The organism is Microbulbifer sp. TYP-18 (genome assembly GCF_040932045.1).
Lineage (GTDB): Bacteria > Pseudomonadota > Gammaproteobacteria > Pseudomonadales > Cellvibrionaceae > Microbulbifer.
On sequence record NZ_JBFRBC010000013.1, the window covers coordinates 67,861 to 88,512 of the forward strand.

General features: G+C 59.5%; 18 protein-coding genes. 15 read left to right on the top strand and 3 right to left on the bottom strand.

Annotation, left to right across the window (positions count from 1 at the left end; all coding sequences use genetic code 11):
• Positions 1–36 precede the first annotated feature (36 nt).
• Both ABVT36_RS11780 and map read right to left on the bottom strand, forming a co-directional pair.
• A complete protein-coding gene (locus ABVT36_RS11780; protein ID WP_368456759.1) occupies positions 37–2,766 on the bottom strand; it encodes a [protein-PII] uridylyltransferase in 2,730 nt (909 codons plus the stop codon).
• Positions 2,767–2,858: 92 nt separating this feature from the next.
• Positions 2,859–3,629, bottom strand: a complete 771-nt coding sequence (gene map / locus ABVT36_RS11785) for a type I methionyl aminopeptidase (RefSeq protein ID WP_368456760.1) — start codon at positions 3,627–3,629, stop codon at positions 2,859–2,861.
• A gap of 338 nt (positions 3,630–3,967) precedes the next feature.
• Here map and rpsB point away from each other — a divergent pair, with 338 nt between their 5' ends.
• From rpsB to rnhB, 15 genes are all read left to right on the top strand, one after another.
• A complete protein-coding gene (gene rpsB, locus ABVT36_RS11790) occupies positions 3,968–4,714 on the top strand; it encodes a 30S ribosomal protein S2 (protein WP_368456761.1) in 747 nt (248 codons plus the stop codon).
• A 117-nt stretch (positions 4,715–4,831) separates the two neighbouring features.
• Positions 4,832–5,695 (top strand): translation elongation factor Ts, encoded by an 864-nt coding sequence (tsf, locus tag ABVT36_RS11795; protein ID WP_368456762.1) that lies wholly within the window; start codon positions 4,832–4,834, stop codon positions 5,693–5,695.
• A 159-nt stretch (positions 5,696–5,854) separates the two neighbouring features.
• Positions 5,855–6,592 (top strand): UMP kinase, encoded by a 738-nt coding sequence (pyrH, locus tag ABVT36_RS11800; RefSeq protein ID WP_367150197.1) that lies wholly within the window; start codon positions 5,855–5,857, stop codon positions 6,590–6,592.
• The gene (gene frr / locus ABVT36_RS11805) at positions 6,589–7,146 is read left to right on the top strand and encodes a ribosome recycling factor (protein WP_368456763.1); all 558 of its coding nucleotides are present in this window, start codon (positions 6,589–6,591) and stop codon (positions 7,144–7,146) included. The genes pyrH and frr overlap by 4 nt, the downstream gene beginning before the upstream one ends.
• Positions 7,146–7,934, top strand: coding sequence for a polyprenyl diphosphate synthase (uppS, locus tag ABVT36_RS11810; protein WP_368456764.1), 789 nt, complete (start codon positions 7,146–7,148; stop codon positions 7,932–7,934). Before frr ends, uppS begins: the two co-directional genes overlap by 1 nt.
• A gap of 2 nt (positions 7,935–7,936) precedes the next feature.
• Entirely contained in the window at positions 7,937–8,782 is an 846-nt protein-coding gene (locus ABVT36_RS11815; protein ID WP_368456765.1) for a phosphatidate cytidylyltransferase, read from the top strand.
• Positions 8,783–8,833: 51 nt separating this feature from the next.
• Entirely contained in the window at positions 8,834–10,021 is a 1,188-nt protein-coding gene (gene ispC / locus ABVT36_RS11820) for a 1-deoxy-D-xylulose-5-phosphate reductoisomerase (protein WP_368456766.1), read from the top strand.
• Between the two features lie 70 nt (positions 10,022–10,091).
• Entirely contained in the window at positions 10,092–11,447 is a 1,356-nt protein-coding gene (gene rseP, locus ABVT36_RS11825) for an RIP metalloprotease RseP (RefSeq protein ID WP_368456767.1), read from the top strand.
• Between the two features lie 140 nt (positions 11,448–11,587).
• Positions 11,588–14,155: an outer membrane protein assembly factor BamA gene (gene bamA, locus ABVT36_RS11830; RefSeq protein WP_368456768.1), complete on the top strand. Its 2,568-nt coding sequence runs from the start codon at positions 11,588–11,590 to the stop codon at positions 14,153–14,155.
• 99 nt (positions 14,156–14,254) lie between these two features.
• Positions 14,255–14,770, top strand: a complete 516-nt coding sequence (locus tag ABVT36_RS11835; protein WP_367150190.1) for an OmpH family outer membrane protein — start codon at positions 14,255–14,257, stop codon at positions 14,768–14,770.
• A gap of 19 nt (positions 14,771–14,789) precedes the next feature.
• On the top strand, positions 14,790–15,872 hold the full coding sequence (gene lpxD, locus ABVT36_RS11840) for a UDP-3-O-(3-hydroxymyristoyl)glucosamine N-acyltransferase (RefSeq protein WP_368456769.1): 1,083 nt from the start codon (positions 14,790–14,792) through the stop codon (positions 15,870–15,872).
• 85 nt (positions 15,873–15,957) lie between these two features.
• Positions 15,958–16,395: a 3-hydroxyacyl-ACP dehydratase FabZ gene (gene fabZ / locus ABVT36_RS11845; protein WP_368456770.1), complete on the top strand. Its 438-nt coding sequence runs from the start codon at positions 15,958–15,960 to the stop codon at positions 16,393–16,395.
• Between the two features lie 282 nt (positions 16,396–16,677).
• Positions 16,678–17,457 carry an acyl-ACP--UDP-N-acetylglucosamine O-acyltransferase gene (gene lpxA, locus ABVT36_RS11850; protein ID WP_368456771.1) on the top strand — a complete coding sequence of 260 codons (780 nt, stop codon included), beginning with the start codon at positions 16,678–16,680 and terminating at the stop codon, positions 17,455–17,457.
• Positions 17,458–17,464: 7 nt separating this feature from the next.
• Positions 17,465–18,634, top strand: coding sequence for a lipid-A-disaccharide synthase (lpxB, locus tag ABVT36_RS11855; RefSeq protein WP_368456772.1), 1,170 nt, complete (start codon positions 17,465–17,467; stop codon positions 18,632–18,634).
• 4 nt (positions 18,635–18,638) lie between these two features.
• Positions 18,639–19,265 carry a ribonuclease HII gene (gene rnhB / locus ABVT36_RS11860; RefSeq protein ID WP_368456773.1) on the top strand — a complete coding sequence of 209 codons (627 nt, stop codon included), beginning with the start codon at positions 18,639–18,641 and terminating at the stop codon, positions 19,263–19,265.
• 42 nt (positions 19,266–19,307) lie between these two features.
• On the opposite strand, the gene ABVT36_RS11865 is transcribed toward rnhB, so the two are convergent.
• Positions 19,308–20,561 carry an HlyC/CorC family transporter gene (locus tag ABVT36_RS11865; protein ID WP_368456798.1) on the bottom strand — a complete coding sequence of 418 codons (1,254 nt, stop codon included), beginning with the start codon at positions 20,559–20,561 and terminating at the stop codon, positions 19,308–19,310.
• Positions 20,562–20,652 lie beyond the last annotated feature (91 nt).

The window sequence follows — 20,652 nt, forward strand, 5'->3', positions numbered from 1 at the left end:
AGCGGGCTGCCAGCGCCGGGTCAAGCGGAAACCGGCTCAATCACCGGGCCGCCAACGGGACCGGGATCTGGCCTGGTGGGCATCCAGTTCGTCGCAGATGGCCCGCTCCAGCGCGCGGTTACCGGCCTCGTCCCGCAGGGGTTCACCGGTGGCGTCAGTAATGTGAAAGATATCCTCCACTCTCTCTCCCAGGGTGGAAATCTTGGCGTTGTGCAAGCGCAGGTCGTGAGCGATAAATATGCGCGCGATACGCGCCAGCAGCCCGGGCCGGTCGGCGCTGATGATTTCCAGTGTACTGTGAGGGTCACCGGGTTCGGTGGCCAGTGAGGCGCGGCTGGCAAAGCTGAACATTTTCAGGCGGCGCGGGGTATGGCGCTTTATTACCTTGGAGTAATGTTCGGCCAGGGACAGTTCTTTGCGGATAGTGGCGCCAATTTGCCCGGGGTCCCCCGACAACGGCTGACCGGACGCATCGAGGACGTAGAAGGTGTCCAGGGTGTAGCCGGCGGCGGAGCTGTACAGACGCGCATCCTGGATATTGAGATTGAGCATGTCGAGGCTGGTAACCACCGCCGCGAATACGTTGGGTCTGTCCGGGGTGTATACGAATATCTGCGTGGCGCCCTCGTGTTCCGCGGGGCCCGAGTTGCGCGTCAATACCAGTGTATCCCGGTCTGTGCCCGGGCCGCCGTTCTGTCGCAGCTGGTGAATGGCGGCGGTGTGCCAGGCAATGCTGGTGGCGCTTTCGCGCACAAAGTAATCCTCGCCCATCTGGCCCCAGATTTTTTCCACCGACTGGGCGTTGAGTCCCTGGGCCAGCAGTACCTCCAGGGCCTGGCCGCGGGTTTCCTCAGTGATTTCCTCGCGGTCGATGGGGTTTTCCAGGCCGCGGCGCAGGGCGCTCTGGGTGGCTTCGTACAATTGGCGCATCAGGCTGGCGCGCCAGCTGTTCCACAATTCCGGGTTGGTGCCTGTGATATCGGCCACGGTGAGGGCATAGAGGTAATCCAGGTGTTCCCGGTCCCCCACTTCGCGGGCGAAGCTGTGTACCACTTCGGGATCGCTGATGTCCTGTTTTTGCGACACGGCGCTCATCAACAGGTGTTTTTCCACCAGCCAGCAAACCAGTCTGCGGTCCCGCGCCGGGATACCATGGCGGAGGCAGAAGGCGTCTGCATCCGCCACCCCCAATTTGGAGTGGTCGCCGCCCCGGCCCTTGGCGATATCGTGGTAGAGGCCGGCGATATAGAGCAGCTCCGGGCTGCGCAGGCGACCCATGATATCGGCAGCAATGGGGAATTTGTCCTGCGCTTCGGCACCGCGGAAGCTGCGCATGTTGCGCACAACCTGCAGTGTGTGGGCGTCCACGGTATAGATATGAAAGAGGTCGTGCTGCATTTGCCCCGTGACCTGGCCGAACTCCGGCAGGTAGCGGCCCAGCACCTGGTAGCGGGTCATGCGACTGAGTTGTGTGGACAGGCCGCGGGGGGAGCGCAGCAGTTGCATGAACAGGGCCGCATTGCGCGGGTCCCGGCGGAAGCTGTCGTCGATCAGATGGCGCTGCTCGCGAATCAGGCGGATGGTGGAGGCGCGTACACCCTCGATGTCCGGGTGTTCCGCCATCAGTACAAATACCTCCAGCAGTGCGGAGGGGGTGTCCGCAAAGACTCCCGTATGAGTCACTTCAATGGTGTTTTCCCGCAGCTGGAAGCGTTCATTGATGGGGGTGACAGTCTGGCGGCGTCCCCGCTGCAGTATCGCTTCGCCGAGAAACTCCAGCAGCACGTCGTTGAGTTCGCGCAATGCCAGGACGACGCGGTAGTAGTTGTGCATGAACTGCTCTACGGCCAGCTGTGAACTGCTGTCCACATAGCCAAACTGCCGCGCCAGTTCCCGCTGATAGTCAAACAGCAGCCTCTCCTCGGCGCGCCCGGCGAGCAGGTGCAGGCCGTAGCGGACGCGCCAGAGAAAGTCCTCCCCGGACAGCAGGATGGCGAACTCCTCCTCGGTAAAAAAACCCTTGCCCTGCAGCTGCCGGAGGGTGCGCACCTGAAAGTAGCGTTTTGCCACCCAGGCGATGGTCTGGATATCGCGCAGTCCGCCGGGCGCTTTTTTGATGTTGGGTTCCAGGTTGTACTCAGCGCCCTGCTGGCGGCGATGTCGCTCGCGCTGCTCGGCAGACTTGGCGCTGAAGAAGTTCTCCGCCGACCAGAGCCTGTCCGGTGTCATCCGCTCGGCCAGTTTCCGGCCCAGGGCGTCATTCCCCACTACGGTACGACATTCCATCAGGTTGGTGGCGACGGTAATCTCTCGCGCCGCCAGCTCCACACAGTCGTCCAGGGTGCGCACCGAGTGGCCTATGTCCAGACCCAGGTCCCACAAAAAGGCGACGAGGTGTTCGATATTGTCGACGGTTTCGGCGTCGCTATTGCCGTCGGTGAGAATCAACAGGTCGATATCGGAGTGGGGGTGCAGCTCACCGCGGCCATAGCCGCCCACCGCCAGCAGGCTGACACTGTCGGGCCAGTTGTACTGGTGCCAGGCATAGTGCAGCAGACAGTCGATAAAGAGTGCACGCTCGTACACCAGGGTCCGCACATCCTCACCCTCGCGAAAGCGCTCCGCCATCTGCCGGTTGGCTCCGCCCACGGCGGCCTTGAAAATTTCCAGCGCGGGCCTGGTGCCCTCGGCCAGGTCGCGGCGAAAACGGGCCTGGTCGAAGAAGAACAGCGGGCGCGCAAAGAAGGGGGTTGTGCTCAGTTGCATGGGGGTGCTCGTGTCACCAGATGGCTGCGAATGGGCGCCGGTGGAACCGCTGCCGCCAAAGGCACATGTGGCGGATCTGGGTGGCGCGCAGGTTAGAAGTGCTCTTCGCCCCGCGCGGTCAATACCTCCACCCCGTTACTGGTGACCGCCATCGTATGCTCCCACTGTGCGGACAGGCGCCGGTCTTTGGTGATAGCGGTCCAGCCGTCGCCCAGTACCCGCACCGCGGCTTTGCCGGCGTTGATCATCGGCTCGATGGTAAATGTCATGCCCTCTTCCAGCACATCTCCGGTGCCCGGCTTGCCATAGTGCAATATCTGTGGGTCCTCGTGGAAGACATCGCCGATACCGTGGCCGCAAAAATCGCGCACTACCGAGTAGTAGTTCTTCTCAGCGTGTTGCTGGATCACGTGACCAATGTCGCCGAGCGTGGTGCCGGGGCGGACTATCTGGATGGCCTTGTACAGGCACTCCTGGGTCACTTTCACCAGTCGCCTGGCGTGGGGTGCCGGGTCGCCCACAAAATACATCTTGCTGGTGTCGCCATACCAGCCGTCCTTGATCACGGTGACATCGATATTGATGATATCGCCGCTTTTCAGGATTTTGCCGTCCGATGGAATACCGTGACAGACCACTTCGTTTACCGAGGTGCAGATGGATTTGGGGAATCCCCGGTAGCCGAGACAGGCGGGGATGGCCTGCTGTACATCGACTATATGGTCGTGGCAGCGCCGGTCCAGCTCTTCCGTAGAGACGCCTGGAGCCACATACTCGCCTATCATTTCCAGCACCTCTGCGGCCATATGGCCCGCGATACGCATTTTGGCGATCTGTTCCGGTGTCTTGATGGCTGAGTTCATGCCAATTCCCGCTGATTTGAAGTTACTTGCCGAGGCGGGCAGGACCCGCAGGGCGCGCTATTGTAGCGGATTCGGCGGACAGCGGCATCTGCGCGGGCGGCCCCGCCGAGTCGGGGCTTTCCGCCCAGTCCCGAATGTGGTATAAAGCGCGCCGCTCCGGGCCATGGTGGTCCGGGGTGATCAAAGAACGTCACACACACACCGGCACATGTACCTGGGTGTTCCGCCCGCGAAAGCGCGACGGGATTGGTGCATGGGGTGTGTGGAGGATATAACCCGGGAAGCGTCCGCCGACTTTGCTCTTTGCAGGCGGCCTTCCGCAGACATAGAGGTTTACTATGCCGCAGGTCAGCATGCGCGATATGCTGCAGGCTGGTGTGCACTTTGGCCACCAGACTCGCTATTGGAACCCGAAGATGGATCAGTACATTTTCGGCGCCCGCAACAAAATTCACATCATCAACCTTGAGCACACGGTTCCGGCATTCAATGAAGCCCTGCGGGTTATCAAGGGTATGGCTGCGCAGAAGAAGAAGATTCTTTTTGTGGGCACCAAGCGCGCCGCGCAGAAATCCATCAAGGAACAGGCAGAGCGCTGTGGCCAGCCTTACGTCAGCAACCGCTGGCTGGGTGGCATGCTCACCAACTACAAAACCATCCGCGCATCCATCAAGCGTTTCCGCGATCTGGAAGCCCAGTCCCGGGATGGCACCTTCGACAAGCTGACCAAGAAAGAGGCGCTGATGCGCACTCGCACCATGGATAAGCTGGAGCGTTCCATCGGCGGTATTAAAGATATGGCAGGTCTGCCGGATGCACTGTTCGTGATCGACGTGGAACACGAGCGTATTGCCATTCAGGAAGCCAATAAGCTGGGTATTCCGGTAATCGGTGTGGTGGACACCAACAGTGATCCCGTTGGCGTCGACTATGTGATCCCCGGCAATGACGATGCGATCCGTGCGATCAAGCTGTACACCACTGCCGTTGCCGACGCTGTTTTGGCCGGTGCCGCGGATGCCGGTGGCAGCAGCGCAAAGGACGAGTATGTAGAAGCGAGTGATGACGAGGCCGCCGCGGAGTAAACGCGGGGGCAGGGTGGTGTGAGCCTGGCTTTGCACCGCGCATCGAAAAGGGGCCCTGCGACCGGCCCCTTTTTTTCAAATTCAGAATATCAGAGACAGAACCCCGAGGATGAAATCATGGCGATTACTGCGTCTATGGTAAAAGAATTGCGAGACCGCACCGGCTTGCCGATGATGGAGTGCAAGAAAGCGCTGACCGAGGCCGATGGCGATATCGAGCGCGCGATCGAGGACCTGCGCAAAGCTTCCGGCCTGAAGGCCGCTAAGAAAGCCGGTCGCACCGCCGCTGACGGTGTTGTGGCGACAAAAGTTGCCGAAGATGGCAGCTATGGTGTGCTGGTTGAGGTGAATTCCGAAACTGACTTTGTAGCGCGCGATGACAATTTCAGGGCGTTTGTGAACAAGGTGACAGAAAAGGCCTTTGCCGAGCGCCAGCGGGATGTGGCGGCACTGATGGAGGGTGAGCTGGAAACAGTTCGCGAGGCACTGGTGCAGAAGATCGGCGAGAATATCGGCGTGCGCAGAGTGCAGCTGGTGGAAGCACCGGTGGTCGGCGCTTACGTACACTCCAACGACCGTATCGGTGTACTGGTGGCGTTGAGCGGTGGTACTACTGAGCTGGCGCGTGATGTCGCCATGCATGTGGCAGCCGTGAACCCTCAGGTCAACAAGCCGGAAGATATGCCGGCGGACCAGCTGGAAAAAGAGCGTGAGATCATCAAGGCGCAGCCGGATATGGCGGGCAAGCCGGCGGAGATTGTCGAGAAGATGATCGGCGGTCGCGTACAGAAGTTTCTCAAGGAGAACAGCCTGGTTGAGCAGCCCTTTGTCAAGAACCCGGATGTGACTGTGGGCAAGCTGGTAAAAGGTGACGGCGCAGACGTGACTGCTTTTATCCGCTTTGAGGTGGGTGAAGGTATTGAGAAAGAGGAAGTGGACTTTGCCGCTGAGGTGGCGGCACAGGTCAAGTCTTCATCTTGATGTCTCCCAGCCGCCCGAGGGCGGCTGTCCGCGGTGGGGTGCTTTCGGCGGGCCCGGATGGGTCTTGTTGGGGCACCCCTCTGTGTAATTGAGCGAAATTGTTGTAATGTCGGCGGCAGCGCCCGACGGCGCGCGAGGATCCACGAGAGGACCGAGAGGATGCCCGGAGTCAAAGACCGCAAGTACAAGCGAATTTTGTTGAAGCTCAGCGGGGAAGAGCTGATGGGGGATCAGGGCTTCGGGATCAGTCCCAAAGTGCTGGACAAGATGGCCCTGGAGTTGGGGCAGCTGGTGGGTATCGGGGTGCAGATCGGGCTGGTCGTGGGCGGCGGCAATCTGTTTCGCGGTGCCGCCTTACACGCGGCCGGCCTGGACCGAGTTACCGGGGACCATATGGGAATGCTGGCCACGGTGATGAATGCCCTGGCTCTGCGCGACGCACTGGAGCGCTCCGATATCTCGTCGCGGGTTATGTCCTCTATTCAGATGAGTGGCATAGTCGATCACTATGACCGCCGCGCGGCCATCCGCTTCCTGGAGCGCGGCGAAGTACTGATTTTCGCGGCGGGAACCGGCAACCCCTTCTTTACCACCGACTCCGCGGCCTGCCTGCGGGGGATTGAGATAGATGCGGAGCTGGTGCTCAAGGCTACCAAAGTGGATGGTGTCTACTCCGCCGATCCGGTGCTGGATGCCAGTGCGAAGCGCTTTGACCGCCTGACCTTCGACCAGGTGCTGGACAAGAAGCTGGGGGTTATGGATCTGACCGCAATCTGTCTGTGTCGCGACAACAACCTGCCCGTGCGGGTTTTCCGTATGAACAAGGCGGGCGCACTGCTCAATATCGTGGTGGGCGGTGAAGAGGGCACGCTAATCGAGGAGGAAGTGAAACAGTGATCGAAGATATTAAAAAAAGCGCCAAAGGGCGCATGGACAAGACTCTGGACGCGCTGGCCGGCAATTTCAACAAAATCCGCACTGGCCGCGCGCACCCGAGCCTCCTCGACAGTATCCGTATTTCCTACTACGGCTCCGAGACGCCGCTGTCCCAGGTCGCCGCTATCAAGGTGGAGGACGCCCGCACCCTGTCCGTGACCCCCTGGGAAAAGGGCCTGGTGCCGGAGATCGAAAAAGCGATCATGAAGTCTGACCTGGGACTGAATCCGAGTACCGCGGGATCGGTGATCCGCATTCCAATGCCAATGTTGACCGAAGAGACCCGCAAGGGTTTTATCCGCGAGGCCAAGGGCGAGGCGGAGACAGCGCGTGTCTCCATACGCAATGTGCGCCGCGATGCGCTGGCTGAGATCAAGGCGCTGGAAAAAGAAAAAGAGATCTCGGAAGACGATGAGCGCCGCGCTGCGGACGAAATCCAGAAGATTACCGACAAATACGTTGCCGATGTGGACTTAAAGCTGGCGGCAAAAGAAAAAGACCTGATGGAAATCTGATGGGGGGCAGTGGTTGCGGCGAGGTTGTGCCGCCCGGTCCGCGCCACATCGCCATTATTATGGACGGCAATGGCCGCTGGGCCGCCCGGAGGGGATTGCCGCCCTCGGCGGGCCACAAGGCGGGTGTCGAGCGCATACGCGATCTGGTGTCCGCGTGCAGGGAGCGCGCTGTAGAGGCGCTGACACTGTTCGCCTTTTCCAGCGAAAACTGGCGGCGCCCACCCCAGGAGGTGGAGTTGCTGATGGGGCTGTTTCACTCCTATCTGCGCAAAGAGGCCCTGCGCATGAGCGAGGAGGGAGTGCGGTTGCGGGTCATTGGCCGGCGCGACCGTTTTTCAGGGCGCCTGCAGAAGGCTATTGCCGAGGCGGAGCGGATCACCCGCGATGGCGAGCGGGGCAACCTGGTGATCGCGGCGGACTACGGGGGGCAGTGGGATATGACCCAGGCTGCGCGGGCTTTGGCCGCGGAGGTGGCGTCGGGACAGCGCACACCGGACTCCATCACTGAGCAGGCTGTGGCAGCGCATCTGCAACTGGCGGACCTCCCGCCCGTGGATCTGCTGATTCGTTCCAGTGGCGAACAGCGTATCAGTAACTTTATCTTGTGGCAGGCGGCTTACAGCGAATTTTACTTTACACCTGCGTTGTGGCCCGACTTTGGCGAACGCGAGCTGGATGCGGCCATCGAGTCCTTCCGCGCGCGGGAGCGACGCTTCGGTGGCCGCGGTGACGACAGTAGGCTGGCGCGGATGCCCGACACCAAGAGCTTTAAACAACGAAGGGTATAACGGTGCTAAAACAAAGAATAATTACTGCGCTGGTGTTGGTTTTCTTGTTTCTCGGGGCCCTGTTCCTCCTGCCCATCCAGTGGTTTTCTGTGGTCACCGTGGCGGTGATCCTGGTGGGGGGGTGGGAGTGGGCCAACCTGTCCAATCTCAATCGCGCCCTGCGCCTGGTCTTTCTCGCCGCTCTCGGCATCGCCCTTATGGTGACTGCCCGCCATGTGTTTGGATTTGATTTTGGCAATCCCGATACCGATCGCGCGCGGCAGATCCTCGCTGTTGCCTGCGGCTGGTGGGCGCTGGCGTTCCTCTGGGTGCAGAGCTATCCCGCCAGTGCCATGCTGTGGGGCAACCGCTGGGCGCGCGGCCTGATCGGCCTGGTGGTGCTGGTTCCGGCCTGGTTGTCCGTGGTGATTTTGCGCGGCCAGGACCACGGTGCCTGGCTGGTCTTGTTCGTGGTGGCAGTGGTGGTGTGTGCCGATGTGGGAGCCTATTTTGTAGGGCGCCGCTTCGGCAGGCACAAGTTGGCGCGGGAGGTGAGCCCGGGCAAATCCTGGGAGGGCTTCGCCGGCGGCCTGGCCACCTGCCTGATACTGGCGCTGGCGGTTTCCCTGCTACTGGAACTGCCGCTTAAAAATACACTGCTGTTTTGCTTCGGCATTCTGGTGACGGCACTGGCTTCGGTGATCGGGGACCTGGTGGAGAGCATGTTGAAGCGCCATCGGGGTATCAAGGACAGCAGCGGTATCCTGCCGGGACACGGTGGTGTGCTGGATCGTTTGGACAGCCTTTCCGCGGCGCTGCCGGTGTTTACCCTGGCGGCACTGGCGGCGGAACTGCCCAAATACCTGTGAATCGTGCACTTGTACCCTTGCAATGAGAGGCCCGCGAGGTAAGTAAGCGCCATGCAGCCCGCAGTAGTTCAGTCAGTGGTGGTACTCGGTTCCACCGGTTCCATCGGCACCAGCACGCTGGATGTGCTGGCGCGCCATCCGCAGCGCTATTCCGTCTTTGCCCTCACCGCCGGCAAGCGTATCGCCGAACTGGCGCAACAGTGCCGTCGCTACGCACCCCGCTTCGCCGTCGCGGCCACCGAGCAGGGCGCCGAGGAGCTGCGCCAGTTACTGCGCGGTGCTGAACTGGACACCCAGGTCCTCTGTGGTGTCGAGGGATTGTGCCGGGTGGCGGCAGATCCGGAGGTGGACACAGTGATGGCCGCCATTGTCGGTGCCGCCGGTTTGCGGCCGACACTGGCAGCAGTCGAAGCGGGTAAAAAGGTCCTGCTGGCCAACAAAGAGTCACTGGTGATGGCCGGCCCTGTGTTTATGCGCGCGCTGAATGCCAGTGGTGCGCAACTGCTGCCCATCGACAGTGAGCACAATGCGATTTTCCAGTGTCTGCCGCAGCCCTGCGGCAGCCTGGAATCCGTCGGCGTGGAGAAGATCCTGCTCACCGCGTCCGGGGGACCCTTCCGGACAAGGGTGAACGATGATCTGCACCGGGTCACGCCCGATGAGGCCTGCGCCCATCCCAACTGGTCCATGGGGCGCAAGATTTCGGTGGATTCTGCCACCATGATGAACAAAGGGCTGGAATTCATCGAGGCCTGTCTGTTGTTTGGCGCCGGCCCGGAGCAAATCGAAGTGGTGGTTCACCCCCAGAGTATCGTGCACTCTATGGTGCAATACCGCGATGGTTCGGTGCTGGCGCAATTGGGCAACCCGGATATGCGGACCCCGATCGCCCACGGGCTGGCGTTTCCGGAGCGCATAGACAGCGGCGTTGCGGCTATGGACCTGGTGGCTTTGGGACGCCTGGATTTCGAGGCGCCGGACATGGGACGCTTCCCCTGCCTGGGGCTGGCGAGGGACGCCATGAGTGCCGGCGGCAGCGCTCCCACCAGCTTGAATGCAGCCAATGAAGTCGCGGTGGAGGCCTTTCTGCGGGGCCAGTTGGCGTTTACCGGCATCCCCGCGGTGATAGAGCGGGTCCTGGAGCGCGCAGAAGCCGTTGAACTGACAGGGCTGGATGCAGTCGAAACAGCGGATTGCAGAGCGCGCGAGTTGGCGCTGGAGGTACTTGGCGCCGTTTGACCCATATGATTGCATATCGACGCACCCCTGGTGGCGCATATCTGCAACTGAGTGAGCTTCTGGCCAAATTATGGATGTTTTGCAAAAAGTAATCTGGGCGCTTCTGGCCTTCGGAGTGCTGGTCTCTTTTCACGAGCTGGGACACTTTCTGGTGGCGCGACTGTGCGGCGTCAAGGTGCTGCGCTTCTCGGTGGGGTTCGGGCGCCGGTTGCTGTCCCGCTACGACCGTCGGGGCACTGAATATGCCCTGTCACTGATCCCCCTCGGCGGCTACGTCAAGATGCTGGACGAGCGGGAGGGGCCGGTGCCTCAGGACCAGTTGGAACAGGCCTTCAACCGCAAGAGTGTATGGGCCCGGATGGCCATTGCCGCCGCGGGTCCGGCGGCCAACTTCCTGCTGGCCGCGGTACTCTTCTGGTTTGTATTCATGGGTGGTACTGCGGGCCCGGTTCCCATAGTGGCGGGGGTTCAGCCGGGCTCTGTCGCCGCCGCCGCGGGACTGGAAGCCGGCCAGGAGATTATCGCCGTGGACGGCAAGCCGACACCCACCTGGCAGGCGCTGAACTGGCGTTTGGCCAACCGCCTGGGGGACACTGGCAGGATTGAATTTACCGTGCGCTATGCGGACTCCAACCTGGAATACCACTCAGCTGCCGATATCCGGCGCTGGCTGGCGGGGCGGGAAGTGGCCGACCCGCTGGGGGAAATTGGTGTTCAGCTGTGGACTCCCGATATCACCATGACCCTTGCGGAAGTCACCGCTGACAGTCCGGCCGAACTGGCGGGGTTGCGCCCGGGGGATAAAATTTTGGCCACCGATGGCGAGCCGTTCGACGACTGGAGTGACTGGACCAAGTATTTGCGCGCGCGACCTGGACAGGCGTTGCAGGTGGCGCTGGATCGCCACGGTGAGCGTCAGTTATTGACGGTCACGCCGGAGCCGGTCACGCTGGACAACGGTGACACCATCGGCCGCATCGGTGTATTGCCGAGAGGAGAGGAATGGCCCCCGGAGTGGATTCGCACCTATCACTATGGTGTTTTCGGTGCCTTGAGCAAGGGGTTGCAGGAAACCTGGGACAAGACCCAGTTTACCCTCAGCAGCCTGAAGAAACTGATTTTGGGGCAGCTCTCCACCCGAAACTTGAGCGGCCCAATCACCATTGCTAAAGTGGCGGGCACTTCTGCCGACGCCGGATGGCAGTCGTTCCTGTCACTGCTGGCATTACTGAGCATCAGCCTGGGAGTGATCAACCTGCTGCCAATCCCCATCCTCGATGGTGGTCACCTTCTTTACTATTGTATTGAGGCAATCAAAGGCTCGCCGGTATCAGAGCGGGTGCAGGTGATCGGGCTGCAGGTTGGGATGGTGCTGGTGCTCGGAATCATGGGGCTGGCCCTGTACAACGATATATTGCGCCTTTGACGGGCCCCGCAGGTATAGCGCGATACTCCTCCGGGTAGCCTGAAACCGCGCAGTTTGTAGAGATAGTGATGGAAACTAGGGCCCTGCCGGGTTGGTTTGGACTGTCAGTGGAATTGCGAATAAAAAGTCGGATTTACTAGATGAAAGATTTTCTCAAAGCGGCCTCGCTGGGGCTGGCGTTGCCCATCAGTGCTTTGGCGCAATCGTTTGTGGTCAACGACATCCGTGTCGAGGGTCTGCAGCGGGTGTCTGCCGGCACAGTGTTTGCCGCCCTGCCGGTGCGCGTGGGAGACCAGATCGAAAGCCTGGAGATTCAGAGTGCCACCCGCGCCCTGTTTCGCACCGGCTATTTCCAGGATATTCAGATCGGCCGCGAAAACGGCGTCCTGGTTGTCACGGTGCGCGAAAGACCGGCAATTTCAAAAATAGAGATTACCGGCAACAAGGCTATCAAGACCGAGGATCTGCTCAAGGGGATGGAGGAAAACGGTCTCGCGGAAGGCCAGATTTTCAAACGCGCCACACTGGAGGGGCTGGCCCAGGAGCTGGAGCGTCAGTATGTCGCTCAGGGCCGCTACGGAGCCAGTGTGACCACCGAGGTGAAGGAGCTGCCGCGCAATCAGGTCGAACTCAAAGTGGTTGTGGACGAAGGCTCCGTAGCCGCGATCAAGCATATTAATATCGTCGGTAACACGGCTTTCTCGGACGAGGAACTGGGCGAGATCTTCGAGCTGCAAACTACCGGGTGGCTATCCTGGCTGCGCAGCGACGACAAGTATTCCCGCGAGAAACTCACCGGCGACCTGGAGCGGCTGGAGTCCTTTTACTTGGACCGGGGCTATCTCGAGTTCCGCATCGACTCCACCCAGGTTTCACTGAGCCCGGACAAGCGCAGTGTGTTTATCACTGTCAATGTCAGCGAAGGCGATGTCTATACGGTGAGTGAGGTCGACCTGGCCGGGGACCCGGTGGTCCCGGAAGAGGAAATCCAGCGCCTATTGTTGGTGCGGGAGGGACAGACCTTCTCCCAGGTATTGATGACTACCACATCCGACTATATCACCAAGCGCCTCGGCAACGAGGGTTACACCTTCGCCGAGGTGAACGGTATCCCGGAACCCAACGAAGAAGACAAGACGGTCAAGGTGACCTTCTTTATCGACCCGGGCAAGCGCGCCTATGTGCGGCGCATCAATTTTCGCGGCAATACCCGTACCTCCGACGAGGTGTTGCGCAGGGAAATGCGCCAGATGGAGTCCTCCTCCGCGTCGTCAGCGCGTATCGAACAGTCCAAGGTCCGCCTGGAGCGCCTGGGTTACTTTAAGGAGGTACAGGTCGAAACCACGGAAGTACCCGGAACTTCCGATCAAATCGATGTGGAGTATACGGTGGAGGAACAGCCCTCCGGCAGCATTGGCGGTACTGTTGGTTATGCCCAAAACAGCGGTCTGGTGCTAGGTGCCAACATTCAGGAGAACAACTGGCTTGGCACTGGCAAATCGGTGGGTGTGGCGGTCAATACCTCGCGGTTTCAGACAGCGTTGAATTTCTCCTATACGGATCCCTATTTTACCCCGGACGGGGTCAGTCGCGGTTTCTCTATTTATTATCAGGAGCAGGATTATTCCGAGCTTGGCGTTACCAACTATAACAGCACAAGGTATGGTGCCAGCCTGAGTTTTGGCTACCCAATCTCGGAGATTTCCCGGATTGGTCTGAATCTAGGTTTCAGTCACCTGGAACTGGGTGTCGGCGATTTTCCAGTCAAGGAAATCCGGGATAGCCCGGTGCCCATCGAAGGTTTGGACGGTGTGGTTTTATCGTCCGATCTCGCTACCATCAACGCCGAGTTGGAAGAGGCGGTGGAAGAGGGAGAGGCACTGAATCTTAGCGAGCCTCTAGATCCGGCACTGCTCAATACGAGCCCGGATGGCTTTATCGATTTGAATGGCGACACATTCGATTCCCTTTCCGTGACCGGCTCCTATGCCCGCTCCACCCTCAACCGCGGTATTCTCGCCACGCGCGGCACTTCCCAGCGTATGTCGTTCGAGTTTACTTTGCCCGGTGGCGACCTGGAGTACTATAAGCTTATCTATACCGGCCAGTATTTCCGCCCCCTGACCAGGGATCTGACGTTGCGTCTGCGCACCAGGCTGGGTTATGCAGACAGCTATGGCACCACCACAGAATTGCCATTTTTTCAAAATTTCTACGCCGGTGGCTTTGGTTCTGTGCGCGGTTTCGAGCGCAATTCGTTGGGCCCACGGTCGACACCTTTCCAGCAGTATAGGATTAACCCGTGTGAGGTGGACGCCGAGGGCTTCGTTACCAACTGCTATGTGCAGAATGCCAATGCTGGGGAATTGGAGGTGACTTCCCAATTCCAGGATCCTGATCCCTTTGGCGGCAACATCCTGATTGAGGGCAGTGCCGAGGTGATATTTCCACTGCCGTTCGTCAAGGATCAACGCTCTATGCAATCCGCCTTCTTTATCGATGCCGGCAACGTATTTGATACCAGCTGCGGTGCTACGCAGCTCAATTGCTATGATGTCGACCTCAATCATATCAATGTTTCCGCGGGCATCGGCCTGACCTGGATTACAGGGTTTGGTCCGCTGACTTTCAGCCTGGCCAAGGCACTGGAGAAGAACGAGGAAGATGAGGTGGAGGTATTCCAATTCTCACTGGGAAATAGTTTTTAAGAGGGTGTGGCCGCCGTGGCAATGCGCTTTTTGCGCTCTAACGCTGAATGCGAAATGCGACTCGACAATTGTAAGAAAAGCAACTATGGAGAACTGAAAGTGCTTAATTCCGTAAAAATTATCGCAGTGCTGGTGACAGGTATTTTGCTGTCCGGGGTGGCCGCGGCACAGAGCAAGGTGGCGGTATTCAATTTACAGGCTGCCATTATGAGCACCGAAATGGCCAAGTCGAAAGTGAATGCCATGAAAACCAGCTCCGAGTATTCCAAATTGCAGAGCGATGCCGAGTCGATTCGTGCAGAGGTTCAGAAGCTGGCTGAAGATATGCAAAAAAATGGCATGACCTGGTCCGACGAGCAGAAGGCGGAATACCAGCGCAAGGTAAATTTCAAGCGTTCGGACTTTGATACAGTGGCGAAAAAACTGCGGGCTTTGGAAGGGCAGGTGGGCCAGGAGATTCAACGGGAGATGGCTCCCAAAGCGCAGGCTGCGCTGAATGCCATCATCAAAGAGCAGATGCTGGACCTGGTGTTGGATGCCAATTCCGCCTACTATGCTGGCCCGCAAGTTAACCTGACGGCGGCAGTGGTTGAGCGGATGAATGCCGACAAGTAATAGTCGGCGCACCGCTTAAATGATACAAAAACTGCCCCTGTCCCGGCTGGCGCGGGAGCTTGGTGCGGACCTGCGTCTCGTGCCTGAAGCAGACCCGGCACAGGAAATATCCGGGCTCAACACTCTGCCGGAAGCGAGGCCCTCGGAGGTCTCTTTCCTGGCCAGCGCCAGTTACCGGCGGTTTCTCCCCGGCACCCGCGCTGCGGCGGTGTTGTTGCGAGCTGACTGGGTGGATGAATGCCCGGTATCGGCGCTGGTGGTTGACGATCCTTACCATGCATTTGCACAAGCCACAGCGCTGTTTGTTTGTGCGCCGCCGATCAATTCCGGTGTCCATCCCTCGGCGGTGGTCCACCCGCAGGCGATAGTGGATTCCAGTGCCAGTGTCGGACCGGGTGCGGTGATTGAAGCCCGCGCACGTTTGGGGGCTAATGTTGTCATAGGGCCAAACTGTGTCATTGGCGCCGGCAGCGAGATTGGTGATGGCAGCCGTCTGCACGGGAGTGTAACGCTTTACCACGACTGCATTCTTGGCCGGAACTGCATCATTCACAGTCAGGCGGTAATTGGAGCCGACGGCTTTGGCTTTGCTCCCCACCAGCGCCGTTGGGTCAAGATTCATCAGCTGGGCTCGGTGGAAATTGGTGATGAAGTGGAAGTGGGCGCTTGTACCTGTATCGACCGGGGTGCACTTGGCAACACTGTCATTGGGCGTGGGGTGAAGATCGACAATCAAGTGCAAATCGCGCACAATGTACAAATTGGTGACTACTCAGCCATCGCTGCTTGTGCTGCAATGGCGGGCAGTGCGGTAATCGGAAAGCACTGCACTATCGCAGGTGGTGCTGGGGTCGTCGGCCATGTGACCGTGGCGGATGGTGTTCATATAAGCGCCATGACACTGGTGACCAAGTCGATCGATAGTGCTGGATCCTACTCCAGCGGCACACCGTTCTCCGACAGTCGCAAGTGGCGTAAGAATGCAGTGCGGTATACGCAGCTGGATCAGATGGCGAGACGTCTGCGCGAAGTTGAACAGCGGCTCGAGCAACTGGGGCCGGGGGCATCCACTGAGGCGCAGCCCTTGGAGGATGGGAGTTGACCAGCTTCAACGCCGGTTGATAATTGATGAAGTTTGTCTGTTCGGGGCGTGTTGCGCCCCGAAGTGGTTTCTGGGGGTTTTTGGAATGATGGATGTTCGCGAAATTCGTCAATACCTGCCACACCGCTACCCGTTTCTGCTGGTGGACCGCGTGGTTGAGCTGGAAGAGGGGAAGTACATCAAGGGCTATAAGAATATCTCCGTGAATGAAGAGGTATTCAACGGGCATTTTCCCGAAGTGCCTATTTTCCCCGGTGTTATGATTGTCGAGGCATTGGCGCAGGTGTCCGGCATCCTCGGCTTCAAGACCCTTGGCCAGAAGCCGGAGGACGGATACCTGTATCTGTTTGGCGGTATTGACGACGTGCGTTTCAAGCGCCAGGTGGTCCCAGGTGACCGTTTACAGCTGGAGTCCGAAGTGGTATCTGAGCGCCGCGGCATCTGGAAGTTTGCCTGCAAGGCGAGTGTCGATGGTGAGCTGGCGACCACAGCGAATGTACTCTGTGCTGTGAAGCAGGTGTGATTCACGGCTAACTATTGACCCGACAGCTGGATAAGTTGCCCGGTTAATAGGGCACAGGGATGTGGCGGCCAAAGGTCGGCGTGGGCCCTTGGAAAGCAAGCGATTCCGCGTAATTGCGCTGATTTCCAGGGGCGGTAATCCAATGGGTGAGGGATTACCTGGTGGATTGCCGGATTGATAAATTAAAAAGTTGCCGGCCGGTGCAGTGGCTATGGCAGTGCTTCTATCTTCGCGCAGAGCGCGGGTTCCGGGTTTTTCAGCCTTGTAGGAGTAGGTCGCAGAATGCAGACGAATATCCACCCCACGGCTATTGTCGACCCGTCGGCAACACTGGGTGCGGGGGTGAGTGTCGGGCCCTACAGTATCGTGGGCCCCGGTGTGGATATTGGCGATGGCTGTGAAATCGCCTCCCACGTCGTGCTCAGTGGACCTACCAGGCTCGGCAGAAATAACCGCATTTACCAGTTTGCATCCGTAGGCCAGGACACCCCGGATAAGAAGTATCAGGGCGAGGAAACCACCCTGGTGATTGGCGACAACAATGTGATCCGCGAGGGTGTCACTATTCACCGCGGCACTGTGCAGGACCGGGGTGAAACCACCATCGGAAATGACAATCTGATCATGGCCTATGCCCATGTGGGTCACGACAGCCTGATCCGCAACAATACAGTGCTGGTCAACAATGTGGCACTGGCGGGTCATGTGGAGGTGCGGGACTGGGCGATCCTGAGCGGATTTAGCCTGGTGCATCAGTACTGCACTATCGGCGAACACGCATTTACCGGCATGGGGGCTGCCATCGGCAAGGATGTTCCCGCCTACGTGATGGTGGCCGGCAATCCCGCCGAGGCGAAAACCATCAATGCCGAAGGGCTGCGCCGCCGCGGTTTTTCACGTGAGGACATTGCGTGGATCAACAAGGCCTACAAAGTCGTCTATCGCCGTGGGCTCACCATGCAGGAAGCACTGGATGCACTGGGGGAGCTGCGCGAACAATCACCGGTGATTCAGCCCTGGATCGATTCCCTGACTTCCTCCAGTCGCGGCATTGTCCGCTGATGTGCCCATGAGTGTAGCTGGCGACACCTTGCGTATCGGTATGGTAGCCGGTGAGGCTTCCGGTGACATTCTCGGTGCCGGACTGATCGCTGCCCTGCAGCGGCGCTTCGCCCGGGTAGAGGTGCGAGGGATAGCGGGGCCGCGCATGCTGGAGCTGGGTGCGGAGACACTGTTTCCCATGGAGCGCCTGTCGGTGATGGGGTTGGTGGAACCGCTGAAGCGTCTGCCGGAGCTGCTCAGGATTCGCCGCTCACTGCGTGAGCAGTTTCTCGCCGATCCTCCGGATGTGTTTGTGGGTATCGATTCGCCGGACTTTAATCTCTCCCTGGAGAGGTCGCTGAAATCAGCGGGAATTCCCACTGTCCACTATGTGAGCCCGTCGGTTTGGGCCTGGCGTGCCGGGCGCATCAAAAAAATCTCCCGCGCCGTCGATCATATGCTGACACTGCTGCCCTTTGAGGCGGATTTTTACCGCCAGCATAAGGTACCGGTGACCTTTGTCGGCCACCCTTTGGCCGATGACATACCTTTACACGTGGATGCGGCGGTGGCGAAGCGCGAACTGGGTTTTGCCGTCGATGATAAACTGATCGCCCTGTTGCCGGGCAGCCGCGGCGGTGAGGTGCGCCTGCTGGGACCGCTGTTTTTGCATAGTGCCCGCTGGTGTCACCAGCGGCGGCCGGAACTGAAGTTCGTGATGCCCGCCGCCAGTGAACAGCGCTACCGGGAGCTGGCCGCGCAGCTGGAAGCGTTTGCGGACCTGCCGGTGACGCTGCTTCGGGGTCAGTCGCACAAGGCACTGGCGGCGGCAGATAATATATTGATCGCCTCCGGTACTGCCACCCTGGAAGCCCTGCTGCTAAAGAAACCCATGGTGGTGGCCTACAAGATGGCCCGCTTGTCCCACGCTATTTTCTCCCGGATGCTGCACACCGATTGGGTGGCATTGCCGAATCTCCTGGCACAGCGTGAGCTGGTGCCCGAAATATTGCAGGAGAACGCCACCGCTGAAAATCTCGGCGCCGCATTGCTGAATTATTTTGACGATCCGCTGTTGTGCGATCAGCTGCAGCGGGAGTTTGACGACCTTCACCAGCAGCTGCGTCGCGATGCCTCCAGCCGCGCGGCTCAGGCGCTGTGCCAGTTGGTTGATCGAGGCAGTCAAAAGGACAACTGAGGAAATGGCTGTTCAATCCAGTGTATTGGGCCCGGGTCCCTATGAGTGCGCCTATGGTGGCACTTTGCTCGCCGGTGTCGATGAGGTGGGTCGCGGGCCACTGGCAGGGGATGTGGTTGCGGCGGCAGTCGTGCTCGATCCGGACAGACCTATCGAGGGGCTTGCGGATTCGAAAAAACTGAGTAAAAAAAAGCGCGAGCAACTGTTTGAGCTGATCGGCGAGCGCGCCCTCAGTTTTGCCGTAGCGCGGGCGTCGGTGGCGGAGATTGACCGGCTCAACATATTGCACGCAAGTCTGCTGGCGATGCGGCGCGCGGTAGAGCAGCTGGATACTCAGCCCGAGTATGTGCTGGTGGACGGGAATCGCAAGCCGGACTGGTCCTACCCGTGCGAGACAGTGGTGAAAGGTGATAGCCGGGTGGCGGCTATCGCCGCCGCCTCGATTCTGGCCAAGGTGACCCGCGACCGGGAGATGATCACCCTGGACGATCAATATCCGGGGTATGGTCTGGCGGGGCATAAAGGCTACCCAACCAGAGTGCACCGGGAGGCGCTGAAGCGCCTGGGCCCCAGCCCCATTCACCGGCGCAGCTTCGCTCCGGTCAGGCGGTTGCTTGCGGATCCCGCCTGACTGCTGTTGCCGGCTGGTCTGGCCACTGGCGGAAAGGGTCCCTCAGGGATTTATTTTTCTGACCAGCGCCCGCGTAATCCGCTTGTCTGAGACCTCTTCTATCTCCACCAGATAATTGAGAATGTAAAAACAGATATTGCCGTCGGGAATACTTTCCAGGTGCTCAACCGCGAGGCCGTTGAAGGTTTTGGGGCCTTCGGTGGGCAGTTCCCAGCCCAGGGTGCGGTTGATATCGCGAATAGAAGTGCTCCCCTGGATCGCATACCAGCCACCGCCCCGGGAGGCGATTTCCTCACTCTCAACCGCAGGGGAGCTGGTGGTAAAGTCACCGACAATTTCCTCCAGCAGATCCTCGAGGGTTACGATACCCATCACCTCCCCATACTCGTCCACAACCAGCGCCATGCGCCGCTTGCTGTTCTGGAAGTTCATCAGCAGCGTCGGCAGCGGTGTGGCCTCGGGGACGAAATAGGGTTCATCGGTATAGCGCTTGAGTTCCTCTGCAGCAAAGGCCGTAGGGCCTTTGCGCAGAAATTGCGTCGCTCGCCGCAGATGCAGAATGCCCACTACACGATTGATATCCCCCTCGAATACCGGCAGGCGGGTGTAATCACTGTCCGCCAGTTGCTGCAGGATTTCCTCGGCACTATCCTGCAAATCCACACCGGCCACATCGTTGCGGGGGATCATGATGTCCTCTACCGTCGCCTGATCCAGGTCCAGCACGTTGAGCAGCATACCTTTGTGCCTGCTGGGTAGCAGGGCGCCGGACTCAAACACCACAGTTCTCAACTCCTCCGGGGCCAGGTGCTCCACATCCTGTGCCGCTGTTGCCTCAACCCCCACCAGACGGGCCAGTCCGTTGGAAATTCCACCGACCAGTAACACCAGTGGGGTTAGCAGCCACTGCAGTGGGCGCAGAATCAGCGACGCTGGGAATGCGACTTTTTCCGGATGCAGAGCGGCGATGGTTTTGGGGGTGACTTCAGCGAATACCAGCAGCACCAGGGTCAGGACAATGGTAGTGAGGATTTCTCCATAGAGGTGAGCGAACACCGATCCGACAATCACTGACACCAGGACATTGACCAGGTTATTGCCGATAAGAATGGAGCCGATCAGTTTGTCGGGGCGCTCGAGCAGTTGTGCGGCCCGTCTGGCCCCACGGTGTCCGCTCCTGGCCCTGTGTTTCAGGCGATAGCGGTTAAGCGCCATCATGCTGGTTTCGGAGCTGGAGAAAAAGGCGGAAATGACGATCAGTAGGGCCAGCAGACAGAATAGCAGACCCGGGGGCATCTCGTTCAAGGGGGAACTCTAGTTATTGGCAGGTGGAAATAGTGAAACAGATTTCCTGTCACCGCAAGTATGCCGGCGACTAGGGTGGGGG